We start from the raw sequence: 15,835 nt of genomic DNA on the forward strand, positions 1-15,835 counted from the left end.
CCGTTCCATATTGAGTCATGGGGAACCCGGGCGCAACCCCTAGACTGGATTCGACATGAGGAGAACGAATGCCTGAAACGGACAATGACGCACGGTCACTGCGGCAGCCGACGATCCGCGACGTCGCCGAACGCGCGCAGGTGTCCAAATCCTTGGTTTCGCTCGTCCTTCGGGACGCGCCGCACGTCAGCGACACACGCCGGCGGGTGGTCCTCGAGGCAATCGCCGATCTCGGGTACCGGCCCAATGCCCACGCCCGGGGACTCTCGCGCACTAAGAGCGACACCGTCGGCGTTCTCCTGAACGATTTGCGCAATCCCTGGTTCGTGGACCTGCTCGAGGGCCTGGCCGCCACCCTGCATGCTGCGGGACTGTCGCCGGTCCTGGTTGACAGCTACACGGACCGGCGCATCGGCAGGGACTCGGTGGACGCGATGCTCCGGCAGGGCATCGACGGGCTCGTGGTGGTCGGTACGACAACCGAATCCGATGCCATCCAGACCGCTGCCGAAACCATCCCGGTAATTCTCGCCGGAACCCGCGACCCGAACCTTCCCGGCGTCGACGTCGTAGTCAACGACGATGAAGCCGGTGCCCGCGCGGCAACACAGCACCTCATCGACCTGGGCCACCGGCACATCGCGCATCTGAGCGGGCCAGGCCGGATCGGCGAGCTTCGCCTCGCCGGATTCCGCGAGGCGATGCAGGATGCCGGGCTTGATCCGGACGAATTCGCAGAGACAGGCGGGATGAGCGAGGAGAGCGGGTACGCGGCTACCCGCCGACTCCTGACACAGGAACGCAGGCCTACAGCGGTCTTCGCCTTCAACGACATTGCTGCGATCGGCACTCTTTCGGCAGCCGCGGATCAGGGGCTGAGTGTTCCGGCCGATCTTTCCGTCGTCGGCTACGACAACACGTACCTCTCCCGCATCCGGCACCTGTCTTTGACATCCGTCGACAACGGAAACTTCGCCATTGGCGTGCAATCCGCGAAATACCTCATTGAGCGGATGGAAGCCCCTGTGCAGCTCCAGAGGATCCACCTCGTCCCCGCAACACTGCAAGTGCGAGGCTCCACTGCTGCTCCTCCAGCTGGAAACTGATCACTGTTCCGGCGTTTACGCAGGTATCCGGGCGGGCCCTCCCTAACTCCATCAGCGCGCGCGATCGGCATCGACGGACTCAGTGTCCACAACGTGCTGACCACCCGGAACCGGTCTACAAATCGTCTCGGCGGGGGCGAAGCGGGGACTTCTGAGAATGTCAATCAGACACGAGCCCACTTTGCCCTGGTATCGCAGTCTGATCGGGGACCAGCAGTGGGCCTCATTCCCGCGTGGGTCAGGAACGTCAAACGGCCCTGGCCACAACTGGCCAGGCTTCAGCAGCCCGATGAGCGACCGCGATTTCGAGCAGTGACGGAGCGTTCCGGGAGCGCTGCAGCTGAGGATTCCTAGCCAGGATTCCTGGGAGGGGCCCAGCGCGCAGGAGGGGGATAGATTTAGCTCGCGATCGTGGTTGAAACCCATCCGAGGCTGAGAACCAGCGTCAGGACCATAGCCCAAGTGATGGCCAGCGCGGTGCTGTAGTACCAGTAGCTCTTGAAGTGGCTCATGACGTTCTTCGTTCCGGTATCGATGGCCTCCTGGTGGTCCGGTGTTCTCAGGCCGGGGGACGTGGCTGGAAGTGGAGTGTTTCAAGATAGTTTTCGTCGTACTTCTCTTCCCGGGGTTCATCATTCGGGAAACCACCGGGAAGTGTGCCCTGGTTCAGGCCAGCCAGAAGGACATGCTCAAGCCCCGGCTCGGTGTTCATGGTCGTTGTCTGGACGGTTCCGGTGGCCAGACCCGGTATTTTGGCGTTGGCCATTTCATCGATTCCGGCCACGCCGGCTGCGACCAGGAGAAACGCCGCGACGGCTGCCAGCCCGGGAACTATTTTTCTTCTCCATGCGCTCATACCCTGATCATGGGCTCCCCACATGGGAACAGGGCACCGATTCCCTATGGCGAGGCTGTGATAGCCAGTCGGCCCCGATGCTGATCCAGTGCCAGACACCGGCGGTGAGATCCACCGACCTCTGCGTTGTGCCCCGTCCCCGGTGAAGTGCGCGGATACTGGGAGGCTAAGGCGTGTCAGGAGCCCGGCCCGCGGTCCAGGTCAAGGCCTTCCGCGGTCGCCAGCCTTCTTGGCTCGTGCAGGATTTCCAGTTGCTGGTTGTTGAGGTCCATCAAAAGCTCGATCTCTTCTTTTGCTTCACGTTGGTGTCGTAGTCGTGCTGCGCTATCGCCGCGGCGACCGCGTCCTTGCGCTTGGCGGCGATAAGCAGGATAGCGCCTTGGAGCCCGGCCAGCATGGAGAGCAAGAGGTTCAAAAGAATTTAGGGATACGGGTCCCAGGCGTTGTTCGCCAGCGCTCAGGTGTTGATGGCGAACGGGTGCCCCGGCCATGAACCTGCCGGGGGCACCCGGAAGGCACGCCAACATCCGTTGACAACATCATTGAGATTCCTTCGGATCATACGTGTCCGCTCCAGCCCCTCTACCCCCTCCTTCGTCGGGGCCTGCGGGCCGCACAATCGGCTCCGGCGCTCCTTCGTCGTCGCTCATTTCCTCTGCAGATCGCGCAACCCTTGCCTTCGGTAGACGGGCCTCCGTCGGCCACAGCTCCGCAAGCGCCAGCAGCCAAAAAACAACGGGGTGCTCCTATGTTTTTCGTCAAGGCGTCGGCTGCGGTTGCCCGGCTTTCGAGATGCAGGATTCGGCCGTGTCGCCCGAGTGCGTTACTTGCCGGTCGAGTAACGGGATCGAATGCGGCATGGGAGGACGGTTCCGCCATTGCCGGTGAACCGGGTTGGTTGGTCGTGACCGTTATCTGCCTAAAAAGGGGATGGTAGTAGAGGGCCGTGTTGCTCCGGCCGGCCGGTTTCGACTGCCGGGCAGTCCCAGCTTGTCTCAGGAAGGCCTTCCCTGCCCAGATCGAGCACGGAAATGGCATAAGACAGGAATGTTTGCCGGGATGTCGGACTCGTCCTGTGGTTTCCTGTAGATCGGGCGCAAATATGACGGGCGGTGCCGCAGGGTTTACGCAGCATTGTCAACATTTCGGAGTTGTCCGGGAATGTCGCTGCTATCCTCAGTATCCGTGAAGGCCCAGTGCAGGTGAACGCTTTCGGACGGGTCATTCACCGGGACTTGGCGCAGCTACGCTTCACTGCATCCTTGGAGTATCGGCGAGGGCCTCCGTCTGCGTCCCCGATCATTATTAAGGATGCAATGTTTCTAACTTTTTGGCGGTTCCGAGGCGCGATTGTTCCCTATGCATGGGCAATGGCCGGAGGCGCGCTGTTGGTTATCTTCGTCGCCGCAATGGAAGTGGCATTGCCTTGGCCGATGAAAATCATCGTCGATGACGTCCTGCAGCCGACAGGCAGTTCCGGACAGCACGGGACGCCGGCGTTCCTGGGGCTGGCCGGACTTGGGCCGCTTCAGTTACTCCTGCTGGCGGCATCGGCTCTGCTCGCGATGACAGTGCTGAACGCCTGCGCGGACTATCTGGGGACCCGCATACTCAACGGTGTGGGCGAGAAGGCCATGGCCACCATCCGGGCGGATGTTTTTACCCATCTGCAGCGCTTGTCCCTGTCCTTCCATGACAAGCAGCGCCTTGGGGATCTGGTCACACGCACCACCACGGACGTTGACTACGTGCGTGCGCTCATGGTGTCGATCCTCTCCGTGCTGCTGCCCAACGTTTTCATTCTGGGATTCATCATCGCCATCTGCGTGCTCGTCGATCCGGCCTTTGCCATGATCGGCCTGGCAGTTGCCCCGCTGCTGTTCGTGACCGTGCTGGTCTACCGGCGACGCATCAAGAGGGCCTCCCGGGAGGCCCGCAGCAAGGACAGCGACATAGCGGCAGCCATGTCCGAGACGTTCTCTTCAGTGCGGGTGATGCAGACCTACACCAGCGAAGCACGCCACGAGGAGGACTTCCGTACCCGGAATAACGGCAGGATGGACGTCGGCCTGAGGGTCATTCGGCTTCAGTCCATGTTCTCCCCGCTGGTTGATGTCATCGCCACTGTGGGCACGGTACTGGTGCTCTGGGTCGGTGCGCAACGTGTGCTGGAAGGAACCATGACACTGGGCCTCTTGCTTGTATTCCTGGCATACCTGAAGGCGCTGTACGCGCCGATGAAGGCCCTGGCGAAACTGACCACGGTGATAAGCCGCGGCCAGGCCAGTGCCGAACGTATCCAGGAGATTCTGGACACGGCTCCGGCCATCACAGACAAGCCGGGGGCAATGCCCGCCCCGTGGCTCGCCGGCGGGGTGGAGTTGCGCGGGGTCAGCTTCGGCTACCAGGGGGATCGTGATGTCCTGCACGGGATTGATCTCACAGCCCAGCCAGGCAGTGTCGTGGCCATTACCGGTCCCACGGGAGCCGGCAAGTCATCCATAGTCAGTCTGATTCCGCGCCTGTATGACGTGACTCGGGGCGCCGTGCTGCTGGACGGGATCGACGTACGGGATCTGCAGGTCGCCACCGTACGCAAACAGATTTCCATGGTGCTTCAGGAATCCATCCTGTTCCGCGGGACAATCTACGACAACATCGCTTACGGCTCCGAGGGGGTCAGTCGCGAGCAAGTGCTTGCGGCGGCTGAGGCGGCCTACGTGGACGAGTTCGTCCGGAATCTGCCGCTGGGCTACGACACACCCGTGGCAGAGCGCGGTGTCACTCTTTCCGGCGGACAGCGCCAGCGCATCGCCATTGCCCGCGCGCTGGTGCGGGACACTCCCATCGTCATCCTCGATGAACCAACATCAGGCCTGGACGCGATCTCCGAGCAATACATCATGCGTGGTCTCGACCGGCTCATGGTCGGACGGACGGTTATCGTCATCGCCCACCGGCTGTCCACGCTCCAACGCGCCGATCAAATATTCGTCCTAGACCACGGACGGATAGTCGAAAGCGGCCGGCACAGCGACCTTATTGCCTCAGGCGGTCTCTACAGCCGTCTGGATCGGCTCCAGCGCTCACGGGACACCCCAGCACGCGCCTTGGCCCTGACACAGACGGAGACAAACACATGAGCCAGACCCTTCCGGGCACCTATGGGGCCCTGCCCTGGCGAATCGGCAGTAAGGGCGCCCTCGAAGTACTCCTGATTCACCGGCCCGGCCATGGCGACTGGTCCATCCCCAAGGGCAAAGCGGAACCGGGAGAATCAGGCCGGGAATGCGCGGCGCGGGAAGTGCGGGAGGAAACCGGTTTCGAATGCCGCCTCGGGGCCGAACTGCCCAGCATCCGGTATGAAGACAGCAAGAACAGAACCAAAACGATCCGCTACTGGGCTGCGGCCGCGGAGTCAGGACACTTCACCGCCAATAAGGAGGTCGACGCCGTCCGATGGCTGACTCTACCCGCCGCCTTACGCACGGTAACCGAACCGCGGGACCGGCCAGCCATCATCGCCCTGGGCACCCAGCTGCAGATGCAGTTGGGTGTGCGCCCGGTACCTGCGCGGGAAAATATGCTGCTGCTCGTCCGCGGCGCCCAAGCCACGAAACAGGCCGAATGGAAGCATTCAGATGACAGCAGGCCGCTCGCGGAGGAAGGCGAAAAAGCGGCGCAGTCCTTGGCCGTGCTGGGATCGATGTTCAACATTGAGCGCGTTCTATCGTCCCCTCCGGCCCGTTGCGTTGAAACCGTCGCCGAACTCGCCCGGCGGGAATCCCTTGACGTGGAACGATCCGAACACTTGGCCGTAGGCCGCATCGAGGACACTCTGGGACTGGTGGCGCAGGCCCGCGGGACGGGAACCGTCCTGTGCACGCATGAGGACGTCATGGCAGGGGTCCTGGCTCACCTGATCCGCCACGACCGCACGGTGGTGAATAAGCGCTTCCGCGTCCGCAAGGGAGCAGCCTGGGTCCTGACCGGCGATGACCACCGGTACCACTCCGCCTACTACCTCCCGATGCCGGCGACGGGCGAACAGTCTCCCACTGCGGACGACAACATCTGAAACCCGGCTCCAAGGAACGGACACACCTGCGTCAGGCACGGCATGCCCGTAAATGGGGCCGAGCCAACTACATCACCCCCGGCCCATGCGCTTCATCGGGCCTGACGGAAGACAACAGGCATAGGACCAAGTCGCGCAGGCATGCCTTCACCCCGGCCGGTCAGGCATGGCTGGGGACTCGACCATTCCGGCGCCGCGCACTGTGCTGGAGATGACGGAACGCCATCAGATTGTTGACCATGAAACGCTCGCAGAGCCCGGCGCTGGCCCCGCTGCGGCGCTCCGGCATGCGGTCGCGGTTGATGACGCAGGCACCGACCTCGCTTCCATGCGCCACATCCTTAACTCAGACCGGACCTGATCAAGCTCAACCGGAAGATTATCGAGATCGGCGCCGTCCCGGTCGAGGAAAGAATCAAGACCGACGTGGAACTGGCCGCGGTCACCAGACTGGGCCTGAGGCGCAAACTGCGACCTCGGCCGGTGACGCAGCCATGAAGCCTCGGGCGGCTGATGAGCGGCATTCGCGGCCACGGCCTGCTTTCGTGGATCCCGGATCAAAGCCGGCCAGGTGCGGCAGCCCGCGGGAACAGCCCGGCCGCCGCTCTTCCCCAGCGAGACCATGCCGGCCGCCTGACAGAGCGCCAGGGCCTGCAGGAACACGTTGCCCAGGGCCGCCAGACGCCGTTGGCGGAAGCGTCCGATCGACCGGAAATCAGGGGCCTGCTGGGCACAAAGCCAACGAAACGCGACCACATCCGTGCAGGCCCTCTCCAACTCCCTCGAGGAGCGGACCCCGACGCAGTATCCGTACAGCAGGATCCGGAGCATCAGCCGCGGGTCATACGGTGGCTGGCCCTTTGCCTTGGCATAGGAGGCATGGAAACGGGTCAGGTCCAGTTCCTCATCAACGAGCTCGGCGATGAACCTGGCCAAATGGTTTTGCGGCAGCCACTCATCCAGAGACGGGGGAACCAGCATCACCGCATCCGGCTCAAACGCCTTGAATCGCTTCTTCGCGCCTGCATCGGCATCCATGGCCTCGTCAACGGGTGTCTCGACGCGCTCCACGAGCGACTCGGCGAACAAACCATCCTGCGCAGAACAACCGGTATCCATACCCCAATTCTCCCCGCCACTACCCCTGGACCCGTGTTACTCCGTCGGCGTTTTAAAAACTCCGACCGACTATTGACCCACGCACCTAGAAGCTCCAGAGGTGTCCCGGCCACCACCGGCCGGGGCACTGGAGCGGCACCGCAAACCGTTGACAACATCATTGAGATTCCCTCGGATTACCTAACGTTCAATCCCGGCGACCACCTGGACGTCGTCCTCCCTCCGGCCCAAAAGTCTCGACGCTTCGGCAGCGTGGTAATCCGTCCCGTAAATCTCCTGTATTGTTGATCCTGTTGTTGTGTTTATGCAGTTTCGTAGTTCAGGCAGTACGCATGGTTGAAAGACCATGTTCTTCTGAAGTAGCGGTTGAACACCCCACACCGGAGGACCCGAAAGTCGGGACTTTTCCTCCACCTTCACGAAGGACAAAAAATAATGGCTACTGGTACCGTCAAATGGTTTAACGCTGAAAAGGGCTTCGGCTTCATTTCCCCCGATGACTCCTCACAGGACGTCTTCGCACACTACTCCGCGATCGCCTCTTCCGGCTTCCGCTCCCTCGAAGAGAACCAGAAGGTCTCCTTCGAGACCGAGCAGGGCCCCAAGGGTCCCCAGGCCGTAAACATCCAGGCTCTCTAAGACTTAGCTTCCAGCTAACTCTTCTGAGTCCGGAACCGTAAGGTTTCGAGCAGGGCCCGTCTTTGACGGGCCCTGCTTTTGTTAACCCGGAAGTACAGATTCGGGTCCCAAGGCGGTCCCAAGTAGCGCACAATTGTTGCCGTTTTGAGCCCTGAAAACGACAACTACTGCGAGCTAGTTGGGACCAAGCTCGAGTTCGACGTCGACCTCGTCTCCGGCGAGGATGCCGGCCGCCACCCTGATGTCCTTCTTGACGGGAAGGACGAACGAGCGGCTCTTGCTGTCCGGGAAAAGCGACGTGGACCAACGCCGCCCGGCGATGGAGGCGCTTACCTTGACCGAACCGAATGCCTTGCGGAAGGGGGCGGCGTCGTCCCGGAGCTCCTCAGCCAGGTCCGGAGGCAGCGTGATGAAATGCCACGCGGATTCCCCGGGATACTGCCACAGCTCGCCGCGGAACGAGTACGACGCCGTCACATTCAGCCGGCGTCGCGGTAGTCGAAGAAGACCTCAGCCGGGGGAGGGCCCTGCAGCATCTCTGCCGTCAGCCCGTGCAGGCTCACCAGCTGCTCCCGGAACCAGACATCGAAAGGGTCCTCCGACGTCGCGAGCGTCTGGTACGCTTTCGCGAGATCTTCGGCCTCATGGAACAGGCAGACCGAATCCCCTTCCGGCGTCTGCATCAGACTGGCCACTTCCCGGGTGACGCCCATGCGCTTCCACGACCGTACCTGCTCCTCCCAACGCGGGCCCTTGATCTCCTCGACCATCGCCTTCCACTCGTCCAGTTTCCCGGGCAGGATCGGCGCGAACCACGTGATGCATTCCATGACAGATTTCCTTCCACGCAATAGTGAGCACACTGGTAACCCCATCGGTACAGGAGCATGTTGGTCCCGTGCACGACGGCGGGACAGGGCTTCCGGAAACGCCTCCGGACCTGCTCAACCACCGTGGCGCTGCGCCAGGAACGCCGTCAACGCGGGGTTGTCGATCTCCTTGGCCAGCCACGGTACGGCCTGGGCGGCGGCCTGATCCCCGAGGACCGCCCGGTGCGACTGCGCCCGGACCACGAACTCGCGCATGCCGCTGCGGCTGGCCAGCGCAGCCAGACGCTCCACGAATCCGGAAGCACGGGGCGAGCCCGTGGCGAGGGCGACTTCCGCCGCGGTGTCCAGCAGCCGGGCCGAGTACCAGAGATACCACGGCGTAGGTTCCAGGCCTCTGTCAATCCAGTGTTCGGCGGCCGCGAGGTCGCCGTGGGCCAGGAACAGCCGGGCTTCGGCGCCGGCCGCCAGTGCCATATAGCAGTGGTCGCCGGCCAGTTCGGCCATCACCCAGGACCGGTCAATCAGGGCCGCGGCCGCATCCAGCCTGCCGGCGGCAAGGTAGGTTTCGCCGCGGATGCCGGCGACAAACGGTTCGAACGCGGTGCAGTGTTCCGCCGCGATCCAGTCCAGGGCCCGGTCCAAGGAGGCGGCCGCCGGTTCCAGCTCGCCGCGGAGCAGGTGGACGCGGCCCAGCAGCGCCTCGCTGAACGCCTGTTGCCGGCGGTTCCGGACCGCCCTGGCGAGCCTTCCGGATTCCGTGAAGGCGGTCACGGCGTCCTCATAGTGTGCGGTGTCCGACGCCAGCATGCCCTGGATGGCCAGGATTCTTGCCTGTTCGTCCGGGATGCCCTCCGCAGCCTGCATCGCCCGGTCCAGCCAGCCGGCCGCGCGGTCCGGCACGCCGCGCTGTACGGACAAATAGCCAAGCTCGCGGAAGGCGGCAGCGGCAGTCCGGGAGACGCCGTCGGGCGCCTCCGCCGACAGCGCGCGGTGCAGGAAGTCGGCCACCTCGGCGCCGCGGCCGCCCGCCTGATGGATCAGAGCCCCGGCCAGCGTCACGAGCGACTCGGCCAGCAGGTGCCCGTCAGCGGTGCGCTGGGCCAGTACGACGGCGAGCCGCAGCTGATCGAGTCCGCGGTCGACGGCGCCTGCCGAGAGTGAGGCGCCGCCGGCGTCGAGATAGGACCGTACGGTGGCCGGGTTCGCGGGGATCCCGGGGGGCGAAGCTGGACCGGCATCCGCAAGGGCGCGCCGGACTTCCGCGGGCAGCGGCAGGCCAAGCTCCCGGTGGTACAAGTTCTCGAATTTGCTGACCTGCTCGCGCGCCCGCCGATGCTCGCCCTGCGCCACCAGGGCCTTCACCAGGACGGCGGTGCAGTCCGTGTTGAAGGGATCCCGGCGCAGTGCCTGCGAGCTCAGCTCGACGGCCTCGGCGGGAGTGCCCGAGGCCAGGGCAGCCAGCGACGCTTCATAGAGCAGCGACTGGACACAATTTTCCAGCCGGTAGCGCTGGTCCGCCAGCCAGGAGTCAAAGACGGGGCTGTCCCCGAAGGAGAGGCCCTCCAGCAACTGGCCGTCGAACCTTCGCGGGTCGGCGTCGTGGCTGGTGGCCGAGTCGACAAGCTCCAGGGCATCGCAGCGCCAGGGCGGCAGCAACGCCAGCCGCAAGGGGTCCCCGGTTATGGACACGCCGCCGAGGGACCGGCGCAGCTCCGACAGGTTCCAGCGCAGGGCGCCCAGCGGATCCGCGGCATCCGGAAACAGCAGTGTGGCCGTGCGGGAGCGGCTGGTGCCATCCGGTTGCAGGGCGAGGTAGGCCAACACCGCCCAGGCCTTGCGGCCCCTGGGCTGCGGGGGAGTGGCGTCAGGGGACTCGATCGCGGGCGGACCGAGGAGCCGGATCCACGTCTCGGCCATAAGACTCATGCTACGCCGGGGGATTGGCGGCGTCGCAGTGCAGGCAGCGGAAGATTCACACGCTTGCTCACACGGCTGCTGAACAGACTGGATTCATCCAATCCGCACAACACCTGAGGTGAATCAAAAATGGCATTCCTCATTGTCCTGCTCGCCGGAATCGTGCTTGTCTCCGGCGGTGCCACGTTCCGTGCAGTGCTCAAGGACGGCCACGGCCACACCCCCGAGGTGCGCTCGAATGCACCGTGGACGGCCGGCTCTCTGCCGAGCGAACCCTACACGGCGGCCCCGAATCGGATCCCTATGGCGTTGTGGCTGCGTTAGGCCGGCCAGCAGCCGTCGTCCAGTCTGGACACCGAAGAGGGGCGGTGGGATTCTGGTCGCAGGCGCCATCGGCGAGGGAGGCTGGTAGCAGGTCATGGATGAAGCACCGGACACACGTCAATTGCTTTCCACCCGCATCGAACAGAAGCAACAAGCCGTCCGCTCCTATCTGGGGCGGGAACGGCCACGGCGGAACAAGCTCTCCAACATCAGCGTCGTGGGCAGTGCCCTAGCCGCCATGCTTACCGCCGGTCCGGCGTTCGGAGGCACGGGCTTCACCGAGGCACTGCAGGGGATCTTCTCGCTGGGCGACGATTCGGTGGTGTGGCGTGTCCTTTGCCTCCTGGCCGTCCTGCTGTCCGTAGCCGCGGCGCTGGCCACGAATTTCGCCAATTCACATTCGTTGTCGGACAGGGTCAGCGCAGCAGAGACAGTGAATGCGCAGCTGGAAGGGCTGCAGGATACGTTGAGTTTTGGCCACATCGCCGTAGACGACGCGCTGAAGCTCTACCAGCAATATGTGGCCCAGGTGGCGTTCGTGGACGAAGTGCCGTCCCGCTGATCCTGGACTCCGCTGACGCGAGGACCCTTTAACCCGGGTGAGCTTCGACGTTAACCCGCGTGCGCTTCGACTCCGACGGGTATCGATTCAGCCGGGTTTCGGCAAGGCCACTGAGCCGTTCACGTCGCCGTCGCCGCTGGTTCATACGGGCGGTCAAGGATGAATCCATGACTGCTTTCACACGCCGAACCATTCTCAAAGGTGCCCTGGCCGCTGCCGGTGCCGCCGCCGTCGTTCCCGGAACTGCGCAGGCGGCCAGGCCGGCCGGCGTCGCCCTGGTCCGGAACCGTCTGCTTCTTCCCTCCGGGATCGCCACAGGTGATGTCACCGCCGATTCCGGCGTCCTGTGGTCTCGCGCGTCGGGGCCCGGACGGCTGGTGGCGAGCCTGCTGGCCGTCGCCGACGACGGATCCCCGCTCCGCGGCGGCCGCGCCTTCCAGCGGGTGCTGCGGGGGAGTGCCGCCAGCGAGGCGACGGACTTCACCGCCAAGATCAACGCACGGTACCTCCCCGCTGGCACTCGCTTTGCCCTCACGATGCATTTCGAGGATGCCGAAGGCAACGCCGGGGAAACTGCGGAAGGCTCCTTCCGCACCGCTCCCGGCCGCGGCGGCGTCAGCAAGGGTGACTCACCGCGCCGGCAGAGCTTCGTCTGGAGCGGCGACACTGCCGGCCAGGGCTGGGGCATCAACGAGGAGATCGGCGGGATGCGGGGCTACGCGGCCATGCACGCGACGCGCCCGGACTTCTTTATCCACTCCGGCGACACCATTTACGCCGACGGGCCCATCACCGCGCAGGTCACGGAACCCGACGGCAAAATCTGGCGCAACCTCGTCACCGAGGAGGTGTCCAAGGTGGCCGAGACGCTCAACGAGTTCCGCGGCAGGCACCGGTACAACCTGATGGACCGGAACGTCCGCGCCCTGTACGCGGAGGCCCCGGTAATTGCCCAGTGGGACGACCACGAGACCCACAACAACTGGTACCCGGGGCAGCTCCTCAGCGATGACCGCTACAACGAGCGCCGCGTGGACGTGCTCGCTGCCCGAGGCCGCCAGGCGTGGCAGGAGTACCAGCCCATCGCGGAGCCGGGCGGCCGGTTCCGCGACGGGAGCACCGGTTTTGAACCAGCCCGGATCTATCGCAAGATCTCCCGCGGCCCCCAGCTGGACATTTTCTGCCTGGATATGCGCACGTTCAAGGACGCCAATACAGACGGCAAGGAAACCCGGCTGACTCACATCCTCGGTCAGGAGCAGGCGGAATGGCTGATCAAGGAAGTCAGCCGGTCCAAAGCCACCTGGAAGGTGATCGCCGCCGACCTCCCGCTCGGACTGATTGTGCCGGACGGGCCCGTGAACCAGGAATCCCTCTCGAACCGCGACGACGGCGCACCCTTGGGCAAGGAGCTCGAGATCGCCGGGGTGCTTTCCGCATTCAAACGGCACCGGGTGAAGAACGTGGTCTGGCTGACTGCCGATGTCCACTACTGCGCGGCCCACCGCTACTCTCCTGAGCGCGCGGCCTTCCGCGATTTTGACCCTTTCTGGGAGTTCGTGGCCGGGCCCATCAACGCCGGCAGCTTCGGACCCGGCACGCTGGACGGCACCTTCGGACCGGAACGGGAGTTCTTCAAGGCCGGCAGCTACGCCAACGAATCCCCGCGCAGCGGCGAGAGCCAGTACTTCGGCCACGTGGACCTTGGCGATGACGACGTCTTCACGGTCAGCCTGCGTAACGCCAACGGCACGGTGCTCTGGAGCAAAGAGCTACTCCCGGAGTAGTGACCCAACGGCAGTGACCAAAAGGCAGTGACCCAGCTCATAGAACGCGGCTTTGCCGGAAAATCCAAAGTGGGTAATCCGAATGGGGACGGATTCCCCGCCGTTATTGGGTTCTCCGGGCCGCAGGACCGCTTTCGGGGTGGATTTGTGCGGGGTCCCGGCGGCGTGTAAAGTAATTCGAGTCGCCGCCGCTGATGCGGAAAGATAGCGACCGACCCCCTGATAAACAGCCTGAAAATGGTACGCAAATTTGCGCGCTAATTACGGGCGGGGACCCACTCGTGGAACTGGAAATCGCGGAAACGCTGATTTGCAAAGCTCCACGGAACCGGGTAAGTTTGAAAAGTTGCTCCGGAGCGATCCTCGACTGGATAAGTCGTGGTGGTGCCGGGTGTGTCTGTTGTTTGAGAACTCAATAGTGTGCCAAGTTTGTTGATACCAATTTGTTTATATGGATTGGTTGAATTTGCCGGATCCCGCCACCCCGTGGTGTGGTCTGGTGTTTTTGGCTGGTTTCAAATTTTGTGCAGCCTTCGCGTCCCGTTTTCCCGGGGGTGTTGGTTGTGTCTGTTTTTGTTTTACTTCAACGGAGAGTTTGATCCTGGCTCAGGATGAACGCTGGCGGCGTGCTTAACACATGCAAGTCGAACGATGACCCGGTGCTTGCACCGGTGATTAGTGGCGAACGGGTGAGTAACACGTGAGTAACCTGCCCTTTAACTCTGGGATAAGCCTGGGAAACTGGGTCTAATACCGGATATGACTCCTCATCGCATGGTGGGGGTGGAAAGCTTTATTGTGGTTTTGGATGGACTCGCGGCCTATCAGCTTGTTGGTGAGGTAATGGCTCACCAAGGCGACGACGGGTAGCCGGCCTGAGAGGGTGACCGGCCACACTGGGACTGAGACACGGCCCAGACTCCTACGGGAGGCAGCAGTGGGGAATATTGCACAATGGGCGCAAGCCTGATGCAGCGACGCCGCGTGAGGGATGACGGCCTTCGGGTTGTAAACCTCTTTCAGTAGGGAAGAAGCGAAAGTGACGGTACCTGCAGAAGAAGCGCCGGCTAACTACGTGCCAGCAGCCGCGGTAATACGTAGGGCGCAAGCGTTATCCGGAATTATTGGGCGTAAAGAGCTCGTAGGCGGTTTGTCGCGTCTGCCGTGAAAGTCCGGGGCTCAACTCCGGATCTGCGGTGGGTACGGGCAGACTAGAGTGATGTAGGGGAGACTGGAATTCCTGGTGTAGCGGTGAAATGCGCAGATATCAGGAGGAACACCGATGGCGAAGGCAGGTCTCTGGGCATTAACTGACGCTGAGGAGCGAAAGCATGGGGAGCGAACAGGATTAGATACCCTGGTAGTCCATGCCGTAAACGTTGGGCACTAGGTGTGGGGGACATTCCACGTTTTCCGCGCCGTAGCTAACGCATTAAGTGCCCCGCCTGGGGAGTACGGCCGCAAGGCTAAAACTCAAAGGAATTGACGGGGGCCCGCACAAGCGGCGGAGCATGCGGATTAATTCGATGCAACGCGAAGAACCTTACCAAGGCTTGACATGAACCGGAAACGCCTGGAAACAGGTGCCCCGCTTGCGGTCGGTTTACAGGTGGTGCATGGTTGTCGTCAGCTCGTGTCGTGAGATGTTGGGTTAAGTCCCGCAACGAGCGCAACCCTCGTTCTATGTTGCCAGCGCGTGATGGCGGGGACTCATAGGAGACTGCCGGGGTCAACTCGGAGGAAGGTGGGGACGACGTCAAATCATCATGCCCCTTATGTCTTGGGCTTCACGCATGCTACAATGGCCGGTACAAAGGGTTGCGATACTGTGAGGTGGAGCTAATCCCAAAAAGCCGGTCTCAGTTCGGATTGGGGTCTGCAACTCGACCCCATGAAGTCGGAGTCGCTAGTAATCGCAGATCAGCAACGCTGCGGTGAATACGTTCCCGGGCCTTGTACACACCGCCCGTCAAGTCACGAAAGTTGGTAACACCCGAAGCCGGTGGCCTAACCCCTTGTGGGAGGGAGCTGTCGAAGGTGGGACTGGCGATTGGGACTAAGTCGTAACAAGGTAGCCGTACCGGAAGGTGCGGCTGGATCACCTCCTTTCTAAGGAGCACCTACAAACGTTCCGCCCGTGTATGCGGGGTGTGGGGTTTGTCAGGAGTACGCCCGTTGCGCAGACGCTAGTTCTGCGGCGGGTGCTCACGGGTGGAATATCAGCAGATAGCGGCCGCGTGTTCTTCTCCTTACCCAGTACGGATCCTCTCTTGAGGGGTTCCTGGAACGGTGCGGGGGCGGGTTGCATGCGGTTTAGTGTTTGGCACACTGTTGGGTCCTGAGGCAACAGGACCATGGCACGGCCGGGTTTCCTTACGGGGAGGCTTGGTTGTGGTGTGGGTTTTGTTTGTTTCTGGTTTCCTGGCTGCACCGATCATACGGTTGTGCCCCTTATGCGGGGGTTCGTGTGGGGTGTGTGGTACGGGGTTGTTGTTTGAGAACTACATAGTGGACGCGAGCATCTTTTATAAGAAGCAATTTCCAAGAATATGAACCTGGATCTGTTGTTCTGCCTTTCTTAGGTGGAGTGATGGTTTTCATGGTTCTCTCGTGAATT

At 62.8% G+C, this 15,835-nt stretch carries 11 protein-coding genes, 1 rRNA gene and 2 pseudogenes; 8 read left to right on the plus strand and 6 right to left on the minus strand.

The annotated features are described in order from the left end of the window. The first annotated feature begins 68 nt into the window (after positions 1-68). A complete protein-coding gene (locus ACQCSU_RS16770; protein WP_426976395.1) occupies positions 69-1,106 on the plus strand; it encodes a LacI family DNA-binding transcriptional regulator in 1,038 nt (345 codons plus the stop codon). A gap of 559 nt (positions 1,107-1,665) precedes the next feature. On the opposite strand, the gene ACQCSU_RS16775 is transcribed toward ACQCSU_RS16770, so the two are convergent. Then, a complete protein-coding gene (locus ACQCSU_RS16775) occupies positions 1,666-1,962 on the minus strand; it encodes a hypothetical protein (RefSeq protein WP_426976396.1) in 297 nt (98 codons plus the stop codon). Between the two features lie 176 nt (positions 1,963-2,138). Then, positions 2,139-2,416 (minus strand): annotated as a pseudogene (locus ACQCSU_RS16780) (DUF1003 domain-containing protein); the annotation flags it as partial. Between the two features lie 934 nt (positions 2,417-3,350). Between ACQCSU_RS16780 and ACQCSU_RS16785 the strand changes: the two are divergent. Both ACQCSU_RS16785 and ACQCSU_RS16790 read left to right on the plus strand, forming a co-directional pair. Beyond that, positions 3,351-5,105 carry an ABC transporter ATP-binding protein gene (locus ACQCSU_RS16785; RefSeq protein WP_426976397.1) on the plus strand — a complete coding sequence of 585 codons (1,755 nt, stop codon included), beginning with the start codon at positions 3,351-3,353 and terminating at the stop codon, positions 5,103-5,105. After that, positions 5,102-6,040 (plus strand): NUDIX hydrolase, encoded by a 939-nt coding sequence (locus ACQCSU_RS16790; RefSeq protein WP_426976398.1) that lies wholly within the window; start codon positions 5,102-5,104, stop codon positions 6,038-6,040. Before ACQCSU_RS16785 ends, ACQCSU_RS16790 begins: the two co-directional genes overlap by 4 nt. A 609-nt stretch (positions 6,041-6,649) precedes the next feature. Here the strand turns inward: ACQCSU_RS16790 and ACQCSU_RS16795 are convergent. Then, positions 6,650-7,078, minus strand: a pseudogene (locus ACQCSU_RS16795) (transposase); the annotation flags it as partial. 516 nt (positions 7,079-7,594) lie between these two features. Between ACQCSU_RS16795 and ACQCSU_RS16800 the strand changes: the two are divergent. After that, a complete protein-coding gene (locus ACQCSU_RS16800) occupies positions 7,595-7,798 on the plus strand; it encodes a cold-shock protein (RefSeq protein WP_024365339.1) in 204 nt (67 codons plus the stop codon). Between the two features lie 174 nt (positions 7,799-7,972). Here ACQCSU_RS16800 and ACQCSU_RS16805 read toward each other — a convergent pair whose 3' ends face one another. The 3 genes from ACQCSU_RS16805 to ACQCSU_RS16815 all read right to left on the minus strand — a co-directional run bounded on the left by ACQCSU_RS16805 (position 7,973) and on the right by ACQCSU_RS16815 (position 10,545). Next, a complete protein-coding gene (locus tag ACQCSU_RS16805; RefSeq protein WP_426976399.1) occupies positions 7,973-8,275 on the minus strand; it encodes a DUF1905 domain-containing protein in 303 nt (100 codons plus the stop codon). A gap of 2 nt (positions 8,276-8,277) precedes the next feature. After that, complete coding sequence (locus ACQCSU_RS16810) at positions 8,278-8,628, minus strand: hypothetical protein (RefSeq protein WP_426976400.1); 351 nt, start codon at positions 8,626-8,628, stop codon at positions 8,278-8,280. A gap of 114 nt (positions 8,629-8,742) precedes the next feature. Continuing rightward, entirely contained in the window at positions 8,743-10,545 is a 1,803-nt protein-coding gene (locus tag ACQCSU_RS16815) for a tetratricopeptide repeat protein (protein ID WP_426976401.1), read from the minus strand. Positions 10,546-10,674: 129 nt separating this feature from the next. Between ACQCSU_RS16815 and ACQCSU_RS16820 the strand changes: the two genes are divergently transcribed. The 4 genes from ACQCSU_RS16820 to ACQCSU_RS16835 all read left to right on the plus strand — a co-directional run bounded on the left by ACQCSU_RS16820 (position 10,675) and on the right by ACQCSU_RS16835 (position 15,327). Then, on the plus strand, positions 10,675-10,869 hold the full coding sequence (locus ACQCSU_RS16820; protein WP_426976402.1) for a hypothetical protein: 195 nt from the start codon (positions 10,675-10,677) through the stop codon (positions 10,867-10,869). 94 nt (positions 10,870-10,963) lie between these two features. Beyond that, on the plus strand, positions 10,964-11,431 hold the full coding sequence (locus ACQCSU_RS16825) for a hypothetical protein (RefSeq protein ID WP_426976403.1): 468 nt from the start codon (positions 10,964-10,966) through the stop codon (positions 11,429-11,431). Positions 11,432-11,598: 167 nt separating this feature from the next. Beyond that, entirely contained in the window at positions 11,599-13,218 is a 1,620-nt protein-coding gene (locus ACQCSU_RS16830) for an alkaline phosphatase D family protein (RefSeq protein ID WP_426976404.1), read from the plus strand. A gap of 583 nt (positions 13,219-13,801) precedes the next feature. Next, positions 13,802-15,327 (plus strand): 16S ribosomal RNA (locus ACQCSU_RS16835). Positions 15,328-15,835 lie beyond the last annotated feature (508 nt).

Origin of the sequence: Pseudarthrobacter sp. O4, from assembly GCF_050157025.1 — a bacterium.
Lineage (GTDB): Bacteria > Actinomycetota > Actinomycetes > Actinomycetales > Micrococcaceae > Arthrobacter.